This window comes from Proteus sp. FME41, assembly GCF_014897315.1.
Lineage (GTDB): Bacteria > Pseudomonadota > Gammaproteobacteria > Enterobacterales > Enterobacteriaceae > Proteus.
Genome location: NZ_JABUYL010000001.1, coordinates 330,066 through 348,653 on the forward strand (window position 1 = coordinate 330,066; position 18,588 = coordinate 348,653).

Genomic DNA, 18,588 nt, shown 5'->3' on the forward strand with positions numbered 1-18,588 from the left:
CATACTTTACCATATCACTAGCATAGGTGCATCAAGTGTTACTCTGTTTTTGATGCTTTCTTTTTTGCTTTTCTGTCATTTAGTTAAAAGGCGCACCAAAGCTACTTAAAATAGAAAGAGGATAGCGTTCGCCTTGTTGATAACATAACAGGCTTTCTCTCACTAAAGGCGACCTTAATTGTTGGCTTTGGATAATGTCATCTGCGCTAAGCCAGTGGCAACAATTTATATCGCTATCATGGGGCTGTGTTTCAAATTGTTCTCGTGCTTCAATGAGAAAAAGAAAACGTAAGAAAGGGGTTTTATCCGGAGCAATCCATTGATGTAATTTAAGAAAGTATTGAACTGGGAGTGTTAATCCCGTTTCTTCCCATAATTCACGCTGAGCTGCCTGAATAACGGTTTCATCTGCTTCAAGATGGCCCGCAGGCTGATTCCACGTTGCTTTTCCATTGACCGTTTCTTCAACAACCAGAAATTTATTTTTTGCATGAACAATGCACGCGACAGTGACATTGGGTTTAAACAAAATCAATCTCCTTCCATTCACCAGGTAATAGATTATCCAATGTAATATTATCTATACTAAAGCGGATCAGGCGTAACGTTGGATAACCAATATGAGCCGTCATTCGTCTAACTTGGCGGTTTTTACCTTCAAATAAGGTGATTTTTAGCCAAGATGTCGGAATAGTTTGGCGTTCTCTAATCGGGGGGGTTCTTTCCCATAACCAGTCGGGTTGTTCAGCTAATTCGACTTGTGCAGGTAATGTTTTGCCATCTTTAAGTTCTAATCCTTCCCGAAATTGTTGTAAGTCGATATTATTAGGAATGCCTTCTACTTGAGCATAGTAGATTTTCCCTGTTTTTTTACCTGGTTGTGTTAATTTCGCTTGTAATTTACCATCATTTGTTAAGACTAAAAGTCCTTCACTGTCTCTATCTAAGCGTCCTGCTGCATAAATATCACAAATAGGAATAAAATCTTTTAACGTTTTTCTACCGCTTTCATCGGTAAATTGCACTAGCACATCAAAGGGTTTATTAAAGATAACCACTTTGCGCTCACCTCTTGGGCGTACTGATTTTCTCTGTGTTGAAGGTGCATGGTGTTTTCTTGTCTTAGTCGAGTTTTTAAATTGATTTGGCATAGTTAATTTTTGTAAAAAATGGGAGATTGATTATACCTTAAAAGAGAAGCGATTGGCGTTAGCTGAATAATCAAGTAGTATTGACAGGTCTCTTACAAAAAATTAACAAAGCGTGCGCTTACATGAAAGGAGAGGTAAATGGAAAGCAAAGTAGTTGTTCCGGCTAATGGCGCTAAAATTACACTAGATGCTAAAGGTAAGCTTGTTGTTCCAAATAATCCGGTTATCCCTTATATCGAAGGGGACGGTATTGGTATCGATGTTACGCCAGCAATGTTAAAAGTTGTTGATGCAGCAGTTGAGAAAGCTTACGGCAAAGAACGTAAAATTGAGTGGATGGAAGTCTACACCGGTGAGAAATCAACGCAGGTATATGGTAAAGATGTTTGGTTACCAGAAGAAACTTTAGATCTTATCCGTGAATATCGTGTTTCTATTAAAGGTCCTCTTACTACCCCAGTTGGTGGTGGTATCCGTTCATTAAACGTTGCATTACGCCAACAACTTGACCTTTATATTTGTCTACGTCCAGTGCGTTACTATAAAGGTACGCCAAGCCCAGTAAAACAACCTGAACTGACTGATATGGTTATCTTCCGTGAGAACTCAGAAGATATCTATGCGGGTATTGAATGGAAAGCAGGCTCGGCAGAAGCCGATAAAGTGATTAAATTCCTGCAAAATGAAATGGGTGTTACCAAAATCCGCTTCCCACAAGATTGCGGTATTGGTATCAAACCTTGTTCAGAAGAAGGGACTAAGCGCTTAGTTCGTGCAGCGATTGAATACGCGATTGATAACGATCGTGATTCAGTGACTCTGGTACACAAAGGTAATATTATGAAATTTACCGAAGGTGCCTTTAAAGACTGGGGTTATGAGCTAGCACGCGAAGAGTTTGGCGGTGAATTATTGGATGGTGGTCCTTGGGTTAAAATCAAGAATCCAAAATCAGGTAAAGAGATCATCGTTAAAGACGTTATCGCTGACGCATTCTTACAACAAATCCTGTTACGCCCAGCAGAGTATGATGTTATCGCATGTATGAACCTAAATGGTGACTATATTTCTGATGCATTAGCGGCTCAAGTTGGTGGTATAGGTATCGCTCCAGGTGCAAATATTGGTGATGAGTGTGCTTTATTTGAAGCAACACACGGCACAGCACCTAAATATGCAGGCCAAGATAAAGTTAACCCAGGCTCAATTATTCTTTCCGCGGAAATGATGTTACGCCACATGGGTTGGACTGAAGCCGCTGACTTAATCATTAAAGGTATGGAAGGCGCGATTGCCGCTAAGACTGTCACTTATGATTTCGAACGTCAGTTAGAAGGCGCTAAGCTGCTGAAATGTAGCGAGTTTGGTGACGCGATTATCAAACATATGTAATTGTTGATTTTATAAATAGTTAACGGGAGCTTATTGGTTCCCGTTTATTTTTTGTACTATAAAATTCTTCCCCAAAATATCCCCAAAACTCTTCCCCAAAACTGTTCAATTAAACAGCAATAATTTGCCATTCTTTGCCTCTATCATCGTGGTATTTATCAGTCATATTTTGTGTTTTATGACCCAATAATTTTTGTGTATTAATTCCTTGCTCACGATAAAGCCGCTCGGATAAAGATCGTTGTTCATGGAAAGTTGGTGCCGTACCTTTTTCCCAAGTTAACCCACACTTATCTCGCGCTTTTTTAAATGTTGTGGTTAACGTATTTGGTGTGACTTGCTCGCCTCGTTTTGCTTGTGCGGTGGTATGCCGATAATGCACGAGATATTTACTTACAACAGCATCACGACATTGAGCAACGACATCCCGTAAGGAGAGATTGATAGCCTCACATTTTAGCGAGAGAGGGATGGCCAACTTACTGCCCGTCTTCTCTTGCTGTATATGTAACATGTCATCCCAAATATCAGAGAATTTCATTTTACAGATATCACCGATCCGCTGACCTGTGGTTAAGGCCAGCAACATGCCACATTGCAAGTAAGGAGGGTGGTTCTTAGCTTGCTGGTAAATAGTGCGCCATTCGTCCAATGTCATGCGTTCTCTTTTCACTCTGTTCCGTGGTTGTTTAGTTGCTTTCGCAGGATTGTAACCAGGCGGAACATAGCCTGCATGCTGAGCTTCTTTAAATACATCAATAAGCACCATGCGAACGACTTGAGCCATTCTTGAATGTCCTAATACTTTGATGGAATCTATTATTTCAGCGATATCTAATGCGGTTATCTCTTTTAATATTTTCGTACCACAATATTGACGGAATAAATTAATAGGTTTCATTTTTTGTCGATAAGAATTAATTTTTAATTCACCGATATCTAATCTTTCTTTTTGAATATCTAAATATTTATCCATCCATATATCGACAGATATTTCAGACTTGTTTGTCTTGATTTTTGATAACCGTTCATTAATACTTAATAACTGTCGAGTATGTTGTTCAGCAATAATTGTATTGGCCTGAATGGCAGTTTCTCTCGCTTCTTGTTCGTCAGTGCCTAAGCTATGAAATGTACCGGTGATGGGATGTTTATATTGCCAATAAATTTTGCCGTTACGTTTATCTAGCTTTCGATATAGATTAGGGATAATAATTTTATGGGTTCGTGGTCGGGCAGCCATCTGTAATTATCCTCTTAAGTCGTTCCGTTGATTTAGTAGGAATTTGGGGGAGAGACAGATAGCCCACATAACGAGCTTCTCTATCAACCATCCACTTGCGGCCAACTTTCATTGCGGGTGGTGCAATAAGGTTATTCTTTGCGTATTTTTGTAATACCGTCATGCAAGGAGAGGCATCTCCAAATTCCAACCTTGCCCACGCTTCAAGAGTCACCATTCTTGACATATTTTCTCTCCACGTTATTTATACTCAATTTAAATAAATATTAATTAGCGTAATCTGTTAAGCAGTATTTTAAATAATATGAATAGCGATATGAGGATAAGGTAATCCAATCGGTGCAAAAGGAATATCATCATCAAAGTCTATTCGGGGTTCATTATGTTTAGGAGATTGTTGTGGGCTCCATTCGTGTTGATGAGGTGATGGTTGTGATTTCTGGTTTCCTGCCTGATTGTTGTTACCTAAAATTTGCATTGAGCCATTAATATTCACTACAACTTCCGTGCTGTATCTGTCTTGTCCATTTTGATCTTGCCATTTACGTGTTTGTAATTGGCCTTCGATATAGATTTGTAAACCTTTACGCAGATATTCACCAGCGATTTCGGCAAGTTTTCCGAATATCACAACTCTATGCCATTCAACACGTTCCTTGGCTTCACCTGATTGTTTATCTTTCCATGAATCGCTGGTGGCTAATGTAATATTAGTGACCGCATCGCCATTTGGGAGATAACGCATTTCAGGATCTTGACCTAGATGTCCTACCAATAAGACTTTATTTACACCTTTACTTGCCATTACATCACCTCCAATTCTGATTTTCTGATGTTATATACTTCCTTTGCTTTTGATTGTTCAGGCGTTTTTCTGAGTAACTTCCATGTTTCACCAAATTCTTTTTTCAAAATATTGAGATCTGTAATAGCCATTGCTGAATTAGTAAAATTTTTCAATATTTGATCTGGTGTTCTCGGTACTACATTGTGAACTTCTGCATCCGCATCGATTGCTGTTTCTTCGGTTGGTATGCAAAATGTTTGGAAAGCTGCGTATTTATATGCAATAGACATGGCTTTGTTTGTGGCTTTGTCTCCGCTATCCATCGCTTCACCATAAGTCACAACCGTGTGTTTACTTCCGTCTTCAACAGAAACAAATTCAAACTCAGCTTTCACTACGACATAGAATAACAAGCCACCTCTTTGTGTTTGTCTTTCCGTGACGGTACGTTCAATGATCCGTGGAAGAATCAGCAATCCATGCTTAACTAGAGCAGGGGCAAGGGCGTTATATACCGCGTCAATTCCTCTGAACATAAATCCTTGTTGTTGGTTTACACTTCCTTTTTTAATGCCCGTTTCAGCCATTTCTCTAGCAACATTACTAATAGCTTTGTATACAGCAGTCATATTAATCCCCTAAATATTGACCTTGACGGCGATCACTTCCGTAGTAATCGACTTCAAATTTATTACTAGGTACATATGTCCTTTTTGAATCTCGTTGGGCTCGAATATGCTCAGGAAGAGGAGGGTGATTCTTGGATGCATCTAAATTCATATACCAAAGCGTCATAGCGAGTCGCTGTTCAGCTATGCTAGGCGAATTGTTAGGTATTTCTCCTTCAATAATAGCTATTGCATGAGCGAGAACTTCCTTGAAATTCCTTTTCGGAGTAGATGAACTTAGTCGAGGGTATTTATCATTTGGGTATATTTGATTATTAAAATTATTCACAAAAAATTACCTCTATCCATAGAGCCTATTCATTGGGATATTTATTTCTTTGCATACCTTTGCGTTGTATTGATGTTTTATGCTATAAGCCTGTTTTAATGTCTGATTGGCCTTATTCCATTCATGTTTATTTTTGAGAAAACGGGCGATCCTTGCTTGGCTTTGGGCTAAACAAAGTGTGTATTTATCAATGTTCATGTTTACCTCTGGATGTGCAAAACCCTCACTAATCAAGTGATAGTGATTAATATATTCTGGTGTTGGCGAAAAAAAGATTTAGACGAGAGGAAATATTTTTATTAATGTTTAACTTTGTTTACTAAGGTATTTAAAACGGCTTTTTTTAATGCCGCTTTGATCGCATTTTCTCCAATCGAATTATCTGAGAAGTCGCTTAGTAATATAGCTAACTCAGGGATTTCATCTGAAGCATTTATTTGAGTGTTTACTTCTACTCGATGTGGTTTATTTTCAATATGATTTAAAGTTAATTTGAAGTTAATAACGACAGAAGTATCTTGTTGAGTCATTTTTATTTTCCATTTATGATGTTTTGATAATTAAGATAATAAAAGTTATGGAAATATTACTCTTTAAGTAATTTTTTTAATTCTATAATTTTATCAATAAGTATATTTACCTCAGAGTCAGTAAGGATGTTACTGCTCAAAATTGAAATTTCTTTTTCAATAATTAATATTTCATCATCTATTGAGTTAGCTTTTGGTATCATTTCTAAATATATTTTTTTTACATCTTTATCCAAATCTTCAAATTCCTTTTTAAAGGATTTTATATCCGACAATGTTTTCATATATTGAGGTAATTGTTGTTTGTTAAACTCATTTGATTTGAGTAAACATTTAATATTTTTTATCTCATATTCTATTGGTCGGTTATGAGCTCGTTTCAAACTGAATGCTTCAATTGAGGAATTAAGTTTTGCTAAGTTTTCATTTAATGATTCTAATATAGATGTAGTGTGCTCTAAAACCCTATTGGCACTATTAATTATGTCGAGAATATTTTTTTTCATTATTGAACCACATCGTTAGAATAAAATAGCTTAGATTATAGTATCTCCTTCATATAAAATATGAGATGAAAGTCAATCATTCAATTAATTTGATATACTGATCATCCAATATAAGGTGGTTTCTAATTTATCTTGCAGTGACACAAAATTTGTCCTTTGATTTTTTTGTTCTAACACTCGAAAACATAACTATGTTTGGTAAACAACAGTTATCAGGTGATGATTGATACTTAGGTTCAATACTTCTAGTCACAGGAATGTGGCTTAGCGATAGTGTCTTTTCAACGCGGTTTAATTTTTTAGTTTCTAGTTGAAATATTGAGTCTAGTTGCATCTCAATATCTCTAATTGCAATGGCTTCGACTTTCCGTCTGGCATGACGTCTATTTGCAGAGTTACCACGTAAAAAGTCTGGTTTGCGTGATTTCTTCACTTTTATAGTTGCCATATATCCTCCAAACAGTTGGCTTTAGTGATTGGTGATAAAATAATGAAACACCAATCCGAAAACCTTCTGAGAAGGTTGACGCTTTATCAGCGTCGCCGTTCTGGTAGCTAATACACAGCTCGCCACCATCGTTGTTAAAGAACATCAACGTGCTGTGTTCCGTTGATGTTCTTAGTTTATTAAATACTAAAATACAGGTCAAGTATTTACTAAACACTATTTAGTTAATGGTTAACAAAACCATGAATGTTAAGCAAATTTATTTGTAAAAAACTTAGATTGTAGCGCAGATCACTTTTGGATGAATGGAAGATGAAAAAGAAAAGCCCTATCCTAAGTTGAAAGGGCTATATTATTGTTGCGAGAGAATGAATTGGACTTGAAAATTCCTTAGAAGCTCATTAGTTCTAATAGTTTTAACATTAAAATAATCACAAATATCAGGTATTTTTGGCTTACAACTATTGTTTTTATCTCTAATTTCGTGAGTAACCACAATGGAGTTTGTTGCTTTTGCTTTTGCTATGATCCATGGATCTGCAACGGATAAAAAGTTTTGTATATGGGGTAAGCTATTTTTATGTCTTGGTGTATATTCTTTTTGAACATAATTTGCAATAGCACGAAAATGTACTTGAGTTTCCTGATCATCAATGCTTTGGAAACAATGCCTTATGTTTTTTGACCAAGAACATATTTCATCATCTCGTTTTTGTAATTCATCAAAGACATTTCGAATACTTATTAATTGTCCATCTATGAATTTAGAACCCATAAATTCCCAGAAACCAGGACATAAATCAAAACAATAATAATCATTTTGAGCTTGAATAAATATATTTGCGTCAATTAGATAGCTCAAAGCCCGAACTCCTTCTGAGCAAATGCATATAGTTTATTTGGCTGTATTCCTGTTAAACTTTGAGCCTCTCTTAAAAGTATTTTTCCTTCTAACGCCTGAGTAATCACGGCAATAGTAAGACGCTCACTAGTTCTCACTTTTTGGTTGCGATTATAATCGCCACCACTAGAGGTACTTTTTTCATTTATTATACTTACGTATTGTGTATATTCATGTTTGCTTATCAGTTTTAAATCTACAGCTCGCCTAGCTATTACCCAGCTACTAACTCTGAAAATATCTCTCAACATATCAATATTTTCTTCAAGAGATATACTATTATTCCATTTTTCTAAAAATATTATTTCTGGAGTTAAATATTCAGCAGCAGCAGCATTGCAAATCATCTCTTCTTTTTCTCGAGAGTTTATAGATAGATCAGATATTGCGGACTGGCCGAGAATCAGATGAGATAACTCATGAACCAAAGTAAATATTTGTGCTGCTTTTGCATCGTTAGTGTTAATAAAAATTACTGGTGCTATCTTATCTGCGATACAGAACCCTCGAAAATCATCAACACTAATAGGTCTTGTATTATTGCTTTTTACAACACCACTTCTCATGACTAGAATTCCAAGAGACTCTATTTTTTTTACTAATACGGAGAAAAAATCCCTCCATTTACCTCTAGTTGGCGGAATTTGAAGGTCAATGTATTCTTTTATTGTAGCTACAATTTGCTTAGGGTGACTATTAGGTGGGAGCTTACCAATTAGCTCAACTTCAGGTATCCCATTGGATAAGGCATAATCTCTATACCAATCTTGTTTAATTAACACATCACTAATAGTGTCTTTTAGTGCTACACTCACCTCGTTATTTCTACTTCCCACAGTTCTCCTATCTGGGATTGGTAGATTTTCTTCTGGTGGCGTATTGAGATATAAATACCCAAACGGTATTTTTGTTATATTTGCATATCGTTGCGCTTGTGCAAAAGAGATAGGTTCTTTACCTTCTTCCCATGCAATAATTACATCAACAGGCTTTTTGAATTTTTCAGCAATATAATCCACAGAGAGAGAAGCTCTGCATCTCGCCCATGTAAGTATATTGTTGTTTATAAATGCCTGTGTCATTGTATGCCTTGATATGTTATACGCTATTCTCTTTATTTGAGTATGTATTTAACTGAATAAAATATCAATTTGGTTATACCTATTATTTCTTATACATCACAACATCTTTCTAAAGATGCTATGAGGCTACTAAAAAAGTGTTTTACCTGTTTTTTCACAGATATCAATAAACTTGATAGGTTTAACTATAGCTGCGACATAATGAATTGTATCTACTTGATCTGGTGATAACGTTATTGGTTTATGTGAGTTGTTGATACTGGTGAACTGATAGTCGCCATCTCTAGTCTTATTAAAGATTTTTATCATGTTGTGACCATCAATCGTGCGTACAAATACCTCGTCACCTGTTTTTACTGATGTATTCGGTTCAACGACAACATACTCACCTGATTGAATGCGAGGCCACATGCTGTCACCTTTAACTTTAAGCCCGTATGCATCAACATCATCACTGTATATTTTTAACCATCCACTATGGGCTTCAATCATATCAACAGCACCATCGACACCTAGAAATGCTTCGCCACGTACTTTGACTAAACCTGATGGTACTTTACCTATGAATTCAACCTCATCATCCTGAATATCTTGGGTATCCAGATAACCAATAGGCATCCCATAGTCTCTTTCTAGACGACGAGCTGCCTTCTCTCCAAACGATGATTTACCACTCATCAGTTGAGATATATAGCTTTTCTCTTTAGTGGGCAGGGTTTTACCTTTAAACCACTGTGAGAGCTTTATTTGTCTTAATTTTTTTATTTCCATACCTTTATTTTGATTAGTAATGACTAAACAAGCAAATACTTGACGTTTTGTTTAGTGTTTAATAAACTCCATATTTGAAACTAATGGAGAGTAAATATGGAGTTAAAAAAATATATAGATTCACTTGAGTGGGGTGGTGCTAAAGAATTAGCTGACCAATTAGGTGTTTCGAAGTCTTTCCTTTCTCAAATGGCATCTGGTGTTAGTGCTATTTCTCCTAAACGTTGTGTTGAAATTGAAATAGCAACAAATGGTGCAGTTACACGCAGAGATTTAAGGCCGGACGATTGGTATAAAATTTGGCCTGAATTAGAAACTGTATAGTTTTATTCGCTCTTTAACAATCGCAGTTTTTGACTGCTACGGAGTCGCTGATAAAGCGACAACTTTTCCCCCAATATCAACTCATACGGAATGAGCCACGGATCATTATTGTCCCTTAGTTAACTCATAAGGACTTTAAACAATGGAATGCGCAAATACACGCAAACAATTTAATCAATTTATCTCTAATCACCTAATCGCATCAGCATTGCAAGCATTGCAAGCATTGAGAAATAAAACTCAATCTGCTGTGGCTAGAACGTTAGGTGTCCATGATTCAACAATCCTACGTCGAACTGAAAAATATCCTGAAATATGCGAAACACTTGTCGCATCGGGAATTATTGATTTTGTGATGGAAGGAGAACGAAAAATCTCAGAAGAAGAGTACCGATTTTTGTGGAAACAAATGGGTGAACTTTCTCAAATGAAAATAAAAGAAAACGCCTCGATTGCGGCAACAAACGAGGCGTGTTGTTCAATGGAATTCACCATTTAACGTACAAATACACTGTATCAATATCCAGTTTTTATCACAAGGGGAAACTTCGGTTTCCCTTTTTTGATACAGCTTTGGAATGGAGAAATTATACCATGAGACAAAGAATAAATCATGAATTTAATGGCTGTGATGAGCATAAAAACATCATGAGAAATAGGCTATTACAAGAAATAACTCCACTCGGTTGTCAGCGTTTAAAGGAAGCATTGAAAGACGCAAAATTAAGGAAAGCACATCGAGATAAGTTATTAGGAGAGCGAAAATGAGTATGCTTCTAATGGCAAAAGCCATGCAATTACAGGTAGGGAGTACAGCGCAAAAAATGGTGCTGCTGAAACTTGCCGATAATGCCAATGATAAAGGTGAGTGCTTTCCTTCTTATGAAACTATTGCACGTCATTGCGAAATTAGCCGTCAAAGTGCGATAAACCACATTAAAAGTTTATGTAAAAAAGGGTTTGTTCGTAAAGTTACGCGAAAAACTGATAAGGGGCATACTTCCAATTTATATATTCTGGATTTGGAGGCTAAATCTCTTGATGACGGTAGTCAAAATACAGTACCACCTAGTCAAAATTCTGTACCAGAGGTAGTCAAAGAATTTGACCACGGTAGTCAAACGGTTGGACTAGGGGGTAGTCAAAAATTTTTACCCAGAACCAGTCAGTCTTTTAACCAGTCAATTAACCCTAAAAAATTATCGTCTGACGACTTGAAACCTGCAAAGCAGATTTCAATTAATCGACAAACTAACATTCCTTATCAGGAAATCATGCAAGCCTTCAACGAATCAGCAGGGGATAGATTACCCAATGCCGAATCACTGAATGACAAACGCAAACGAGCAATATCCAAATTCCTGAAAGAGCTTAAAGAGCCTACAGTCGAATCAGCTAAAAATTATTTTGATTATTTTATGGAAACAGCGAGTGCTTGGTACTTTGGAGAAAATAATCGGGGTTGGCGAGCGAATTTTGATTATTTACTCAGACCAGAAACGGTACTCAAAACAAGGGAGGGAGCACTGTGATGAACCAAGTTCCGAATAATTTGATGGCGGAACAAAATGTTATTGGAGGACTCCTGCTCGACCCGCAAAGTGACAATGCTCAATCAATTTTCTCACTGCTAAAACCTGAAGATTTTTATGCCCAACACCATCAAACTATTTATCTCACCCTGCGAGAAATGTATACCCAACGTATGCCAATAGACATTATGACGGTGACGGATTGTCTGGAGTCAAAAGGGCGAATTAATCAATCAGGTGGTTTTGCCTATCTCGCTGAAATAGCAAGAGAAATACCGAGTATTGCTAACATTATGGCTTATGCGAAAAAAATTCGAGAGTGTTCTGCACAGCGTTTTGTTATCGAAAAGACGGTTGAAATTCAAAATCTCATGATGGTGCCAAGTGAGTTAAGTTTTACGGATAAAATTGAACAGGCACAACGCTTGCTTGATGAAGCTACGTCGTTTGGAAAAATGGGGAGAAAAACAGGATTACGCCGAATTGATGATGTGTTGGATGATGTTTTTACCGACATTTGTGACCGACAAGATAACCCAGAGAAACATCGAGGATTAAAAACGGGATTTAAAGATTTTGACCGCCTATTAAGCCCGAAACAGATTGTCATCGGTTCACTGTTCGTGATTGGTGCTCGTCCTAAGATGGGAAAAACAACCGTTCTCACTGAAATGGCAAAAAATGTTTCACAATAAGGTAAGCCTATATTGCTGTTCAGCATGGAGATGACAGACAAACAGCTTGTTGAACGGACACTAGCCCAACAAACCCAAATTAATTCAGATAAATTTTACCAAAAGTTAGAAGAGCATGAATGGGATAGGCTTTGCAGTGCCATCGGTCGCCTTAAAGATGAGCCGAATATTTGGGTGGATGATACACCAGGCATGTCCTTACAGCATATTCGCTCTGAAAGTCGGAAAATCAAACGCAAAGTCGGTGATATTGGGTTTATTGGTGTCGATTACCTCACTCTGATGCAAGCGGGAAAAGCTGACCGTAATGATATTGCCTATGGTGAAATCACTAAGGGGCTAAAAATATTGGCAAAAGAGCTCAATACGGTGGTTGTGTTGCTTGTGCAACTGAATCGAGGATTAGAAAACAGGGCAGATAAACGTCCCGTACCAAGTGATTCAAGAGACACAGGACAAATCGAGCAAGATTGTGATTATTGGTTAGGCATTTATCGTGATGCGGTGTACCACGATAATGCGGATGAAACGCTGACCGAAATGATTTTAAGGCTTAATCGACACGGTAAAACAGGCACCGTGTATGTTGACCAACAAGGATTGAGTATTACACCGGTCGATCAATATATGGCTGCTTATCGCGCTCAACCGAAACGAGAGCCTAAAAGGTATTGTGAAAAATCGTTTTAACTCATGAAAGTAAAAAGGAGACCTCGTGACAGATGATATCTGTCTCCATAAATCCAATCTCAACAGTATTTTCAAAGTGCTCTCCGAAATCGTGACAACAGGTAAACGCTATCGCATCAAAATCACCGAGTGGCGTGATTTAAGAACCATACCAATGAATAAAACATGGCGTATGTGGATGGAAACCACAGGCGAGTGGTTACGTGCACGTGGCGTTGTTATCGATATTAAAAATGGTGTCGGTGAAATCGTTTTATCAAAGCCCATTACTAATGAGGAAACGCATGAATATTTCGTTGGACATTGGTTAGGGCGCAATGAAAACGGTGAGCGTGAAAAAACCAGCAAGATGGATAAGGCAAGGATGCTTTACATGATGGAGAAACATGAACAATGGTGCATTGAGAAGGGAATTCCGATCATCATTCCTAGCAATTCTGAATATATGAATTTGAAAAGAAATCAAGAGGAATAATTGCTGATGGACAAATCAAAGGAAAACATAATGAAGTCGCTAAGGCGACGGCGCTGTAAAATATGTAGAGAATGGTTTCATCCTAAATACAGTAATATTTGGTGGTGTTGCCCAGAACACGGCGCAGAACTGGCAATAAAACGAAGGAATAAGGAAAAAGAAAAAGCGTTAGTAAAACTCAAAAAGGCACAAAGAGAAAAGGAAATCAAAGCAAGAGACAAACTCAAAGCCCGCAAGTTAGCAGTAAAACCTACCTCATATTTTATCAAACAAGCTCAAACTGCGTTTAATCAATATATCAGGCTCAGAGATCATGATGAGCCTTGTATTAGTTGTGGTGAAACTAATCCTCCAGATTTACATGGAGGACAATGGGATTGTGGCCATTTCTTATCTGTGGGTTCACACCCTGAGCTGAGATTTGATGAACGTAATGCATATAAGCAATGTAAATCATGTAATGGTGGAGCAGGGCGGTTTACGCATAAAAATGCCAGTGTAAGTCAAAAGTATGAGGAAAAACTTATCGAAAAATTTGGTCAAGAATTAGTTGATTGGCTACGAGGGCCTCATGAGCTTCCGAATTGGCGACGCGAAGATTATATCCAGATACGAGATAAATACAGAGAGAAGGTCAGGCAATTAAAACGAGAAAGAGAGATGAAGGTGTAATTGATTAATTAATAGGCAACAAGGTAACAAATGGTTTGGAGAAGTCTGTATGAGAGATATGCAGGAAGTTTTATCACGTTGGGGAGCGTGGTCAGCTAATGAGGGAAATAGTATCGATTACTCATCAATTGCCGCAGGTTTTAAAGGATTAATTCCAAGTTCAAGACGAAGCCGAGAGCAATGTTCAGATGATGATGGTTTAAAAATAAATAAAGCGCTATTACATTTAAAGGTAAATAATAGTTACTTATTTCAGCTGGTTATTATGTACTATGTGAAGAATTATCCTTTACGCTCAATGGCTTCAAAACTCGGTATTTCTCATAATGAAGTGGCTAAGCGATTGCAGACAGCGGAAGGATTTATTGAGGGGTGTCTATCGGTTGATAACGTAAAATTAGATATGGATAAAATAATTAGAAAACACAACATTTATAGTCTTGCGTAATTACAAAGCACAATATATTGTGTTAATAATGATTTTAATGTTACATGACTTATCTATTGAAAACCTCGTGAGTATAACGGGGTTGTATTAAGACTTCCTAAATTTCAATTCTATTTTACAAGACAAATGCTTTTCTGTGAATTTATCCAGTTATTTTCTTGTTTTTTAACCTCAAATGAGGTATAAAAAATAGAAAATTATAGCGAGGCTAATTTGATGCAAGCATTTAATCTTACAAAACCTACAGTGTTGTCAGATTCTGATGTGGTGGAATCTTACTTACAATCTATGAATCTTAGTCTTCACGATCTTACCCGCATTTTTGAACGGGGTCTATCCGGGCGTTATTCAACAACGCGAAATCACCCTTTAATTTCTAGAGGGCAGTATTTTTATGGAGAAGCAGTGAGTGGAGCTAGGGATATTCTTGCATCTAGGGGATATAAAGGATTATCTCTAAGAAATGTTGAATTGACGGTTGATAAAAATCACGCAATTTATATTTGTCGTGGCTGTAATCAAACGGGGCTTATTAATGGATATCCAGAATCCCGTATGAAAAAAGGGGATTTTACCTGTGATTTAATGGGGCTTATTCGCAATAATAATCCTGGTCAAGGCATATTAGAACTGAACGATAATCAACTAAAAATAGATTTTGGCCTTTCGAATGAAGACATTACCCCACCTTTACCTAATAAAATTGGATTAGATTTATGGTTTTTGTTGTATGATTTCGATAAGACTGACGAATATGGGCGTGTTGGTATTCGAGCCGAACTTTCGAGACCAATTTCTTATAATGATAGGAATATAGTAAATAGTTTTTCTACACGTTTGATATTAGATATTCACCAACCAGAACCGATTATCCAAGGTAGAGATACACCACAGTTTACCCAGGATATTGAACTTGATATTTCCAAAGTAGGTTAAGTATGTACCATGTTTAATTCAGAGTGTTTGCGTATAGCCAGAGAGCGGAGAGGCTTGACACAAAGGGCGTTAGCTGAGGAGGCAGGATTAACTAGTAAGACAATTTCTAATTATGAAAAAGCAGGTATTTTTGAGCCTATTGCAAGTGATAGCATGGAGAGGATATCAGCTGTTCTTGGTTATCCCATAGAGTTTTTTCTTGATAGAGATATCCCTTCTTTATCAACAGAAGCTGTGAGTTTTCGCGCAATGACAAAACTGAGTGCTCAAAAAAGAGATTCGGCGCTTAGTGCTGGAAAGTTGGCGCAAGAGTTGTCCATGTGGATTGATAATAAGTTTACCTTACCTAAGGTAAATGTGCCTAATTGTAGTTTTGATAGCTACTTAGAACCAGAACATGCTGCTAGAGCTGTTAGAGAAAGTTGGGGTATAGGTGAGTTATCAATATCTAATGTAATTCATTTGCTTGAAGCCAATGGTATAAAAGTTTTTTCTTTAGCTGAAAATTGTCTTGAAGTTGATGCTTTTTCATTCTGGATGGATGAAAAACCTTTTGTACTTTTAAATACAATGAAAACACCGGAACGTAGTCGTTTTGATGCGGCGCATGAATTAGGTCATTTAGTTCTTCATAAACATTCTAGTAATAATGGGCGACAAGCTGAATTAGATGCAGATCGTTTTGCATCAGCATTTCTAATGCCTGAGCGTAGTATTTTAGCGACAATTCCAAGAATGCCTCCATTAGAATTATTAATTTCCATGAAAAAGAATTGGAAAGTTTCTTTAGCCGCGTTGGTACGGCGTACATTTGATGTTGGGTTATCTAGTGAATGGCATTATAGACAATTATCTATTGAGTTAGCTCGGCGTGGTTATCGAACTAGTGAACCTGAAGGAATGCCAGGACGTGAAAAATCCTTAATATTAGATAAGGTATTTTCTACATTACGTTCTCAAGGGGTTAAACGAGGTGAAATATTAAAACAATTAAGATTACCAATTGATGAGCTGAGTGCATTGACTTTTAATAATAATTTCTTTATGGAAGCAATTAGTGGTAATGAAGACATACAGAGATCTAAAAATAAATTCACACCAAAATTACAATTAATTAAGTAATTGTTATCGTATGTATATATGGCTACTTATATTTTTTATATGTAGCCATAATTGCTTTTGTCAAAAATTCTAAATAGCCTAAATTCTGTCTAGGTAGTAACATCCTAGTTCAGTGACAGATTATGTTCTAGTTATTAGATATGTTAATGACTCTATAATTTGGGATATTGGTTTACATAACTAGACGTTATTGTAGTAACTGCCGTGATATAGATCGCATCCACAGCGGATGTTGACTTTTTATGCGGTTTAAGCTATAAAGCATGTTAGCATTGTGGGGGATATTGAATGAAAAAATATGGTGCAGTAAAATTTGAACTCAGAAATAGTGATGATGCGGCATATGAACTGACTGAAGATGAAATGATCTCAATTATTTATAATACGATGGTTAATTCAATGTACCTTGAAGGAGATAGGGCTCCTTTTGAAGGACAGAACCCTATAGAAACGATTCATTCTTTTGAAAAATCTTATTGTCACTATTAAAAAATATTTATTTTGTTTTTTGTTCAATTTTTTTTGTTATCTCTGTAAGTGAAAAGAAGATAATTCGGTAGAGATACCTGTTATTTGAATCGTAAATAGATTTTCTAACTGCATAATGATAGAACGTTTTGCTTTTTTTATTACCATTTAGTTTAAATAAATCCATATGGAAACCCATAGACATAGATAATATCAGCAAATACATCCTGATGGCGCGTCCATTACCATCCTCAAAAGGATGGATCCATGCCAGTTCTTTATGCAATTCGGTTAGTAACATCGCTAAGCTTTCTTTAGTTCGGATCTTTTCTAACCTTGGTTTTGATACTCGTCGAAAACAGGATCTCATGGATTTAGTAATGTCTCTTGATGGTAGAGTTTCTCTATTTCTATCCCCAACCACAACATCATGTGTTCTATATATGCCTCCCCATGGATAAAGTATTGCAAACATGGCATGGTGAACATCGCGGAATGCTAGTTCAGCCAGCGGAAGCTGGCGTTTGCTGTATTTTTCGCGAATAATTCTTAGTGTATTTAAATTGCCAAGAAGAAACTCAACTGCATCTATTTGATATTTGTATTTTATTTTTAACAAGTTGTTGGTTGGAGCGATGTACTCATGGCGATCATTAATTCCGTCACTAAGGAAAAAAACAGGTGATGATTCGCTATGGAGAACTTTTATTGTTGTACCATCAATTCTGGTATCCAGTGATATTCTTGTTATCTCTAATGTTTTTTTATCTCCAAGAAAAAATAACCCAGTGACATATCCAAAAATGAAAGACTCTTCATTATGTGTGAATTTTCGATGCACCATGACGGAATCTCCAAGTTGAATTTCTCCTTTGGGTTCCCTAGAGTGAGTAATGTATTCACAATCCATGGATAGGAGCCAAGGAGCATTCTTGATAGTTCCTTTTCCTCTAATGATTTCTCGGGTTTTCTTATTCCAGAAAAAATGCTCTATATGACCATCATTAATCACTTTTTTTAGGTGAATAATGTTGACATTATAGATGTTGCAGAGCTCTGAGGCAGATTTATATACGGTTTCGCCATGGTAGAGCCAACCAATCTTATAAATATTCATTAATGCTCCTGTCTGAAAACAGGCTTTAATCATACTATATAATTGATTATCCAGTCATCTTTGTATTCAAAATAGTGATGGCACGACGGTATAATTTGAAACGGCGGAAGCTAACCACAATTATACAATGATATAGTTTCTCTTATGGGATGGATTCTATACAGACTATGCTTCTGCTATTGATTCTACCAGCTTTAAGTTTTGTTATTATCAGCTCTAGCCGTAGTACAAAATTGGGATCTATCTCTTAGTATTTATTAATACGTTTTCCAGTTTATTACTTACTATATTAAGAACTTGTCGTTCCAACATTTCATGTGAAATTATCTCATTGTAAAAAG

The 18,588-nt window shown here is 36.6% G+C and carries 25 protein-coding genes and 1 pseudogene; 12 read left to right on the top strand and 14 right to left on the bottom strand.

Translation table 11 applies throughout. The features are described 5' to 3' along the window. Positions 1-79: 79 nt before the first annotated feature. Together INT04_RS01525 and rluE are read right to left on the bottom strand one after the other, a co-directional pair. Entirely contained in the window at positions 80-529 is a 450-nt protein-coding gene (locus INT04_RS01525; protein WP_193014393.1) for an NUDIX hydrolase, read from the bottom strand. Beyond that, positions 522-1,151, bottom strand: a complete 630-nt coding sequence (gene rluE / locus INT04_RS01530; protein WP_193014394.1) for a 23S rRNA pseudouridine(2457) synthase RluE — start codon at positions 1,149-1,151, stop codon at positions 522-524. Before rluE ends, INT04_RS01525 begins: the two co-directional genes overlap by 8 nt. A 138-nt stretch (positions 1,152-1,289) precedes the next feature. On the opposite strand from rluE, the gene icd reads away from it, so the two are divergent. Continuing rightward, the gene (gene icd, locus INT04_RS01535; protein WP_006537208.1) at positions 1,290-2,543 is read left to right on the top strand and encodes an NADP-dependent isocitrate dehydrogenase; all 1,254 of its coding nucleotides are present in this window, start codon (positions 1,290-1,292) and stop codon (positions 2,541-2,543) included. 109 nt (positions 2,544-2,652) lie between these two features. On the opposite strand, the gene INT04_RS01540 is transcribed toward icd, so the two are convergent. From INT04_RS01540 to INT04_RS01595, 11 genes are all read right to left on the bottom strand, one after another. Further along, complete coding sequence (locus INT04_RS01540; protein ID WP_104836382.1) at positions 2,653-3,786, bottom strand: site-specific integrase; 1,134 nt, start codon at positions 3,784-3,786, stop codon at positions 2,653-2,655. Continuing rightward, the gene (locus INT04_RS01545; protein ID WP_017628380.1) at positions 3,761-4,012 is read right to left on the bottom strand and encodes an excisionase; all 252 of its coding nucleotides are present in this window, start codon (positions 4,010-4,012) and stop codon (positions 3,761-3,763) included. Before INT04_RS01545 ends, INT04_RS01540 begins: the two co-directional genes overlap by 26 nt. A 69-nt stretch (positions 4,013-4,081) precedes the next feature. Continuing rightward, positions 4,082-4,591: a single-stranded DNA-binding protein gene (ssb, locus tag INT04_RS01550; protein ID WP_193014395.1), complete on the bottom strand. Its 510-nt coding sequence runs from the start codon at positions 4,589-4,591 to the stop codon at positions 4,082-4,084. Further along, complete coding sequence (locus INT04_RS01555) at positions 4,591-5,202, bottom strand: ERF family protein (protein ID WP_193014396.1); 612 nt, start codon at positions 5,200-5,202, stop codon at positions 4,591-4,593. Before INT04_RS01555 ends, ssb begins: the two co-directional genes overlap by 1 nt. Position 5,203: 1 nt before the next feature. Then, a complete protein-coding gene (locus INT04_RS19280; RefSeq protein ID WP_226893910.1) occupies positions 5,204-5,368 on the bottom strand; it encodes a hypothetical protein in 165 nt (54 codons plus the stop codon). A gap of 461 nt (positions 5,369-5,829) precedes the next feature. Then, a complete protein-coding gene (locus INT04_RS01570; RefSeq protein WP_193014398.1) occupies positions 5,830-6,060 on the bottom strand; it encodes a hypothetical protein in 231 nt (76 codons plus the stop codon). 56 nt (positions 6,061-6,116) lie between these two features. Then, complete coding sequence (locus INT04_RS01575; RefSeq protein WP_193014399.1) at positions 6,117-6,566, bottom strand: hypothetical protein; 450 nt, start codon at positions 6,564-6,566, stop codon at positions 6,117-6,119. A 127-nt stretch (positions 6,567-6,693) separates the two neighbouring features. Continuing rightward, entirely contained in the window at positions 6,694-7,014 is a 321-nt protein-coding gene (locus INT04_RS01580; protein ID WP_193014400.1) for a hypothetical protein, read from the bottom strand. A gap of 352 nt (positions 7,015-7,366) precedes the next feature. Continuing rightward, a complete protein-coding gene (locus tag INT04_RS01585) occupies positions 7,367-7,876 on the bottom strand; it encodes a DUF4411 family protein (RefSeq protein ID WP_004244714.1) in 510 nt (169 codons plus the stop codon). Further along, on the bottom strand, positions 7,873-8,997 hold the full coding sequence (locus INT04_RS01590; RefSeq protein ID WP_004244715.1) for an ImmA/IrrE family metallo-endopeptidase: 1,125 nt from the start codon (positions 8,995-8,997) through the stop codon (positions 7,873-7,875). The genes INT04_RS01585 and INT04_RS01590 overlap by 4 nt, the downstream gene beginning before the upstream one ends. A 129-nt stretch (positions 8,998-9,126) precedes the next feature. Next, a complete protein-coding gene (locus tag INT04_RS01595; protein WP_193014401.1) occupies positions 9,127-9,768 on the bottom strand; it encodes a helix-turn-helix transcriptional regulator in 642 nt (213 codons plus the stop codon). A gap of 96 nt (positions 9,769-9,864) precedes the next feature. Between INT04_RS01595 and INT04_RS01600 the strand changes: the two genes are divergently transcribed. The 11 genes and pseudogenes from INT04_RS01600 (at position 9,865) to INT04_RS01650 (ending at position 17,151) form a co-directional block, all read left to right on the top strand. Then, positions 9,865-10,092 carry a transcriptional regulator gene (locus INT04_RS01600; RefSeq protein ID WP_004244717.1) on the top strand — a complete coding sequence of 76 codons (228 nt, stop codon included), beginning with the start codon at positions 9,865-9,867 and terminating at the stop codon, positions 10,090-10,092. Between the two features lie 142 nt (positions 10,093-10,234). Beyond that, entirely contained in the window at positions 10,235-10,591 is a 357-nt protein-coding gene (locus INT04_RS01605; RefSeq protein WP_193014402.1) for a transposase family protein, read from the top strand. A 95-nt stretch (positions 10,592-10,686) separates the two neighbouring features. After that, complete coding sequence (locus INT04_RS01610) at positions 10,687-10,860, top strand: hypothetical protein (RefSeq protein WP_004251793.1); 174 nt, start codon at positions 10,687-10,689, stop codon at positions 10,858-10,860. Next, positions 10,857-11,624: a helix-turn-helix domain-containing protein gene (locus INT04_RS01615; RefSeq protein WP_193014403.1), complete on the top strand. Its 768-nt coding sequence runs from the start codon at positions 10,857-10,859 to the stop codon at positions 11,622-11,624. Before INT04_RS01610 ends, INT04_RS01615 begins: the two co-directional genes overlap by 4 nt. A gap of 23 nt (positions 11,625-11,647) precedes the next feature. After that, positions 11,648-13,009 (top strand): annotated as a pseudogene (locus tag INT04_RS01620) (replicative DNA helicase). Positions 13,010-13,034: 25 nt separating this feature from the next. Beyond that, the gene (locus INT04_RS01625) at positions 13,035-13,484 is read left to right on the top strand and encodes a hypothetical protein (protein ID WP_193014404.1); all 450 of its coding nucleotides are present in this window, start codon (positions 13,035-13,037) and stop codon (positions 13,482-13,484) included. A gap of 30 nt (positions 13,485-13,514) precedes the next feature. After that, complete coding sequence (locus tag INT04_RS01630; protein ID WP_193014597.1) at positions 13,515-14,156, top strand: recombination protein NinG; 642 nt, start codon at positions 13,515-13,517, stop codon at positions 14,154-14,156. Positions 14,157-14,205: 49 nt separating this feature from the next. After that, complete coding sequence (locus INT04_RS01635) at positions 14,206-14,604, top strand: antiterminator Q family protein (protein WP_193014405.1); 399 nt, start codon at positions 14,206-14,208, stop codon at positions 14,602-14,604. Between the two features lie 216 nt (positions 14,605-14,820). Further along, positions 14,821-15,540: a hypothetical protein gene (locus INT04_RS01640; RefSeq protein ID WP_193014406.1), complete on the top strand. Its 720-nt coding sequence runs from the start codon at positions 14,821-14,823 to the stop codon at positions 15,538-15,540. Between the two features lie 9 nt (positions 15,541-15,549). Continuing rightward, complete coding sequence (locus INT04_RS01645) at positions 15,550-16,662, top strand: helix-turn-helix domain-containing protein (RefSeq protein ID WP_193014407.1); 1,113 nt, start codon at positions 15,550-15,552, stop codon at positions 16,660-16,662. 288 nt (positions 16,663-16,950) lie between these two features. Continuing rightward, a complete protein-coding gene (locus tag INT04_RS01650; RefSeq protein WP_193014408.1) occupies positions 16,951-17,151 on the top strand; it encodes a hypothetical protein in 201 nt (66 codons plus the stop codon). A 7-nt stretch (positions 17,152-17,158) separates the two neighbouring features. Here INT04_RS01650 and INT04_RS01655 read toward each other — a convergent pair whose 3' ends face one another. Further along, on the bottom strand, positions 17,159-18,247 hold the full coding sequence (locus tag INT04_RS01655) for a Fic family protein (RefSeq protein ID WP_193014409.1): 1,089 nt from the start codon (positions 18,245-18,247) through the stop codon (positions 17,159-17,161). Positions 18,248-18,588: the final 341 nt, after the last annotated feature.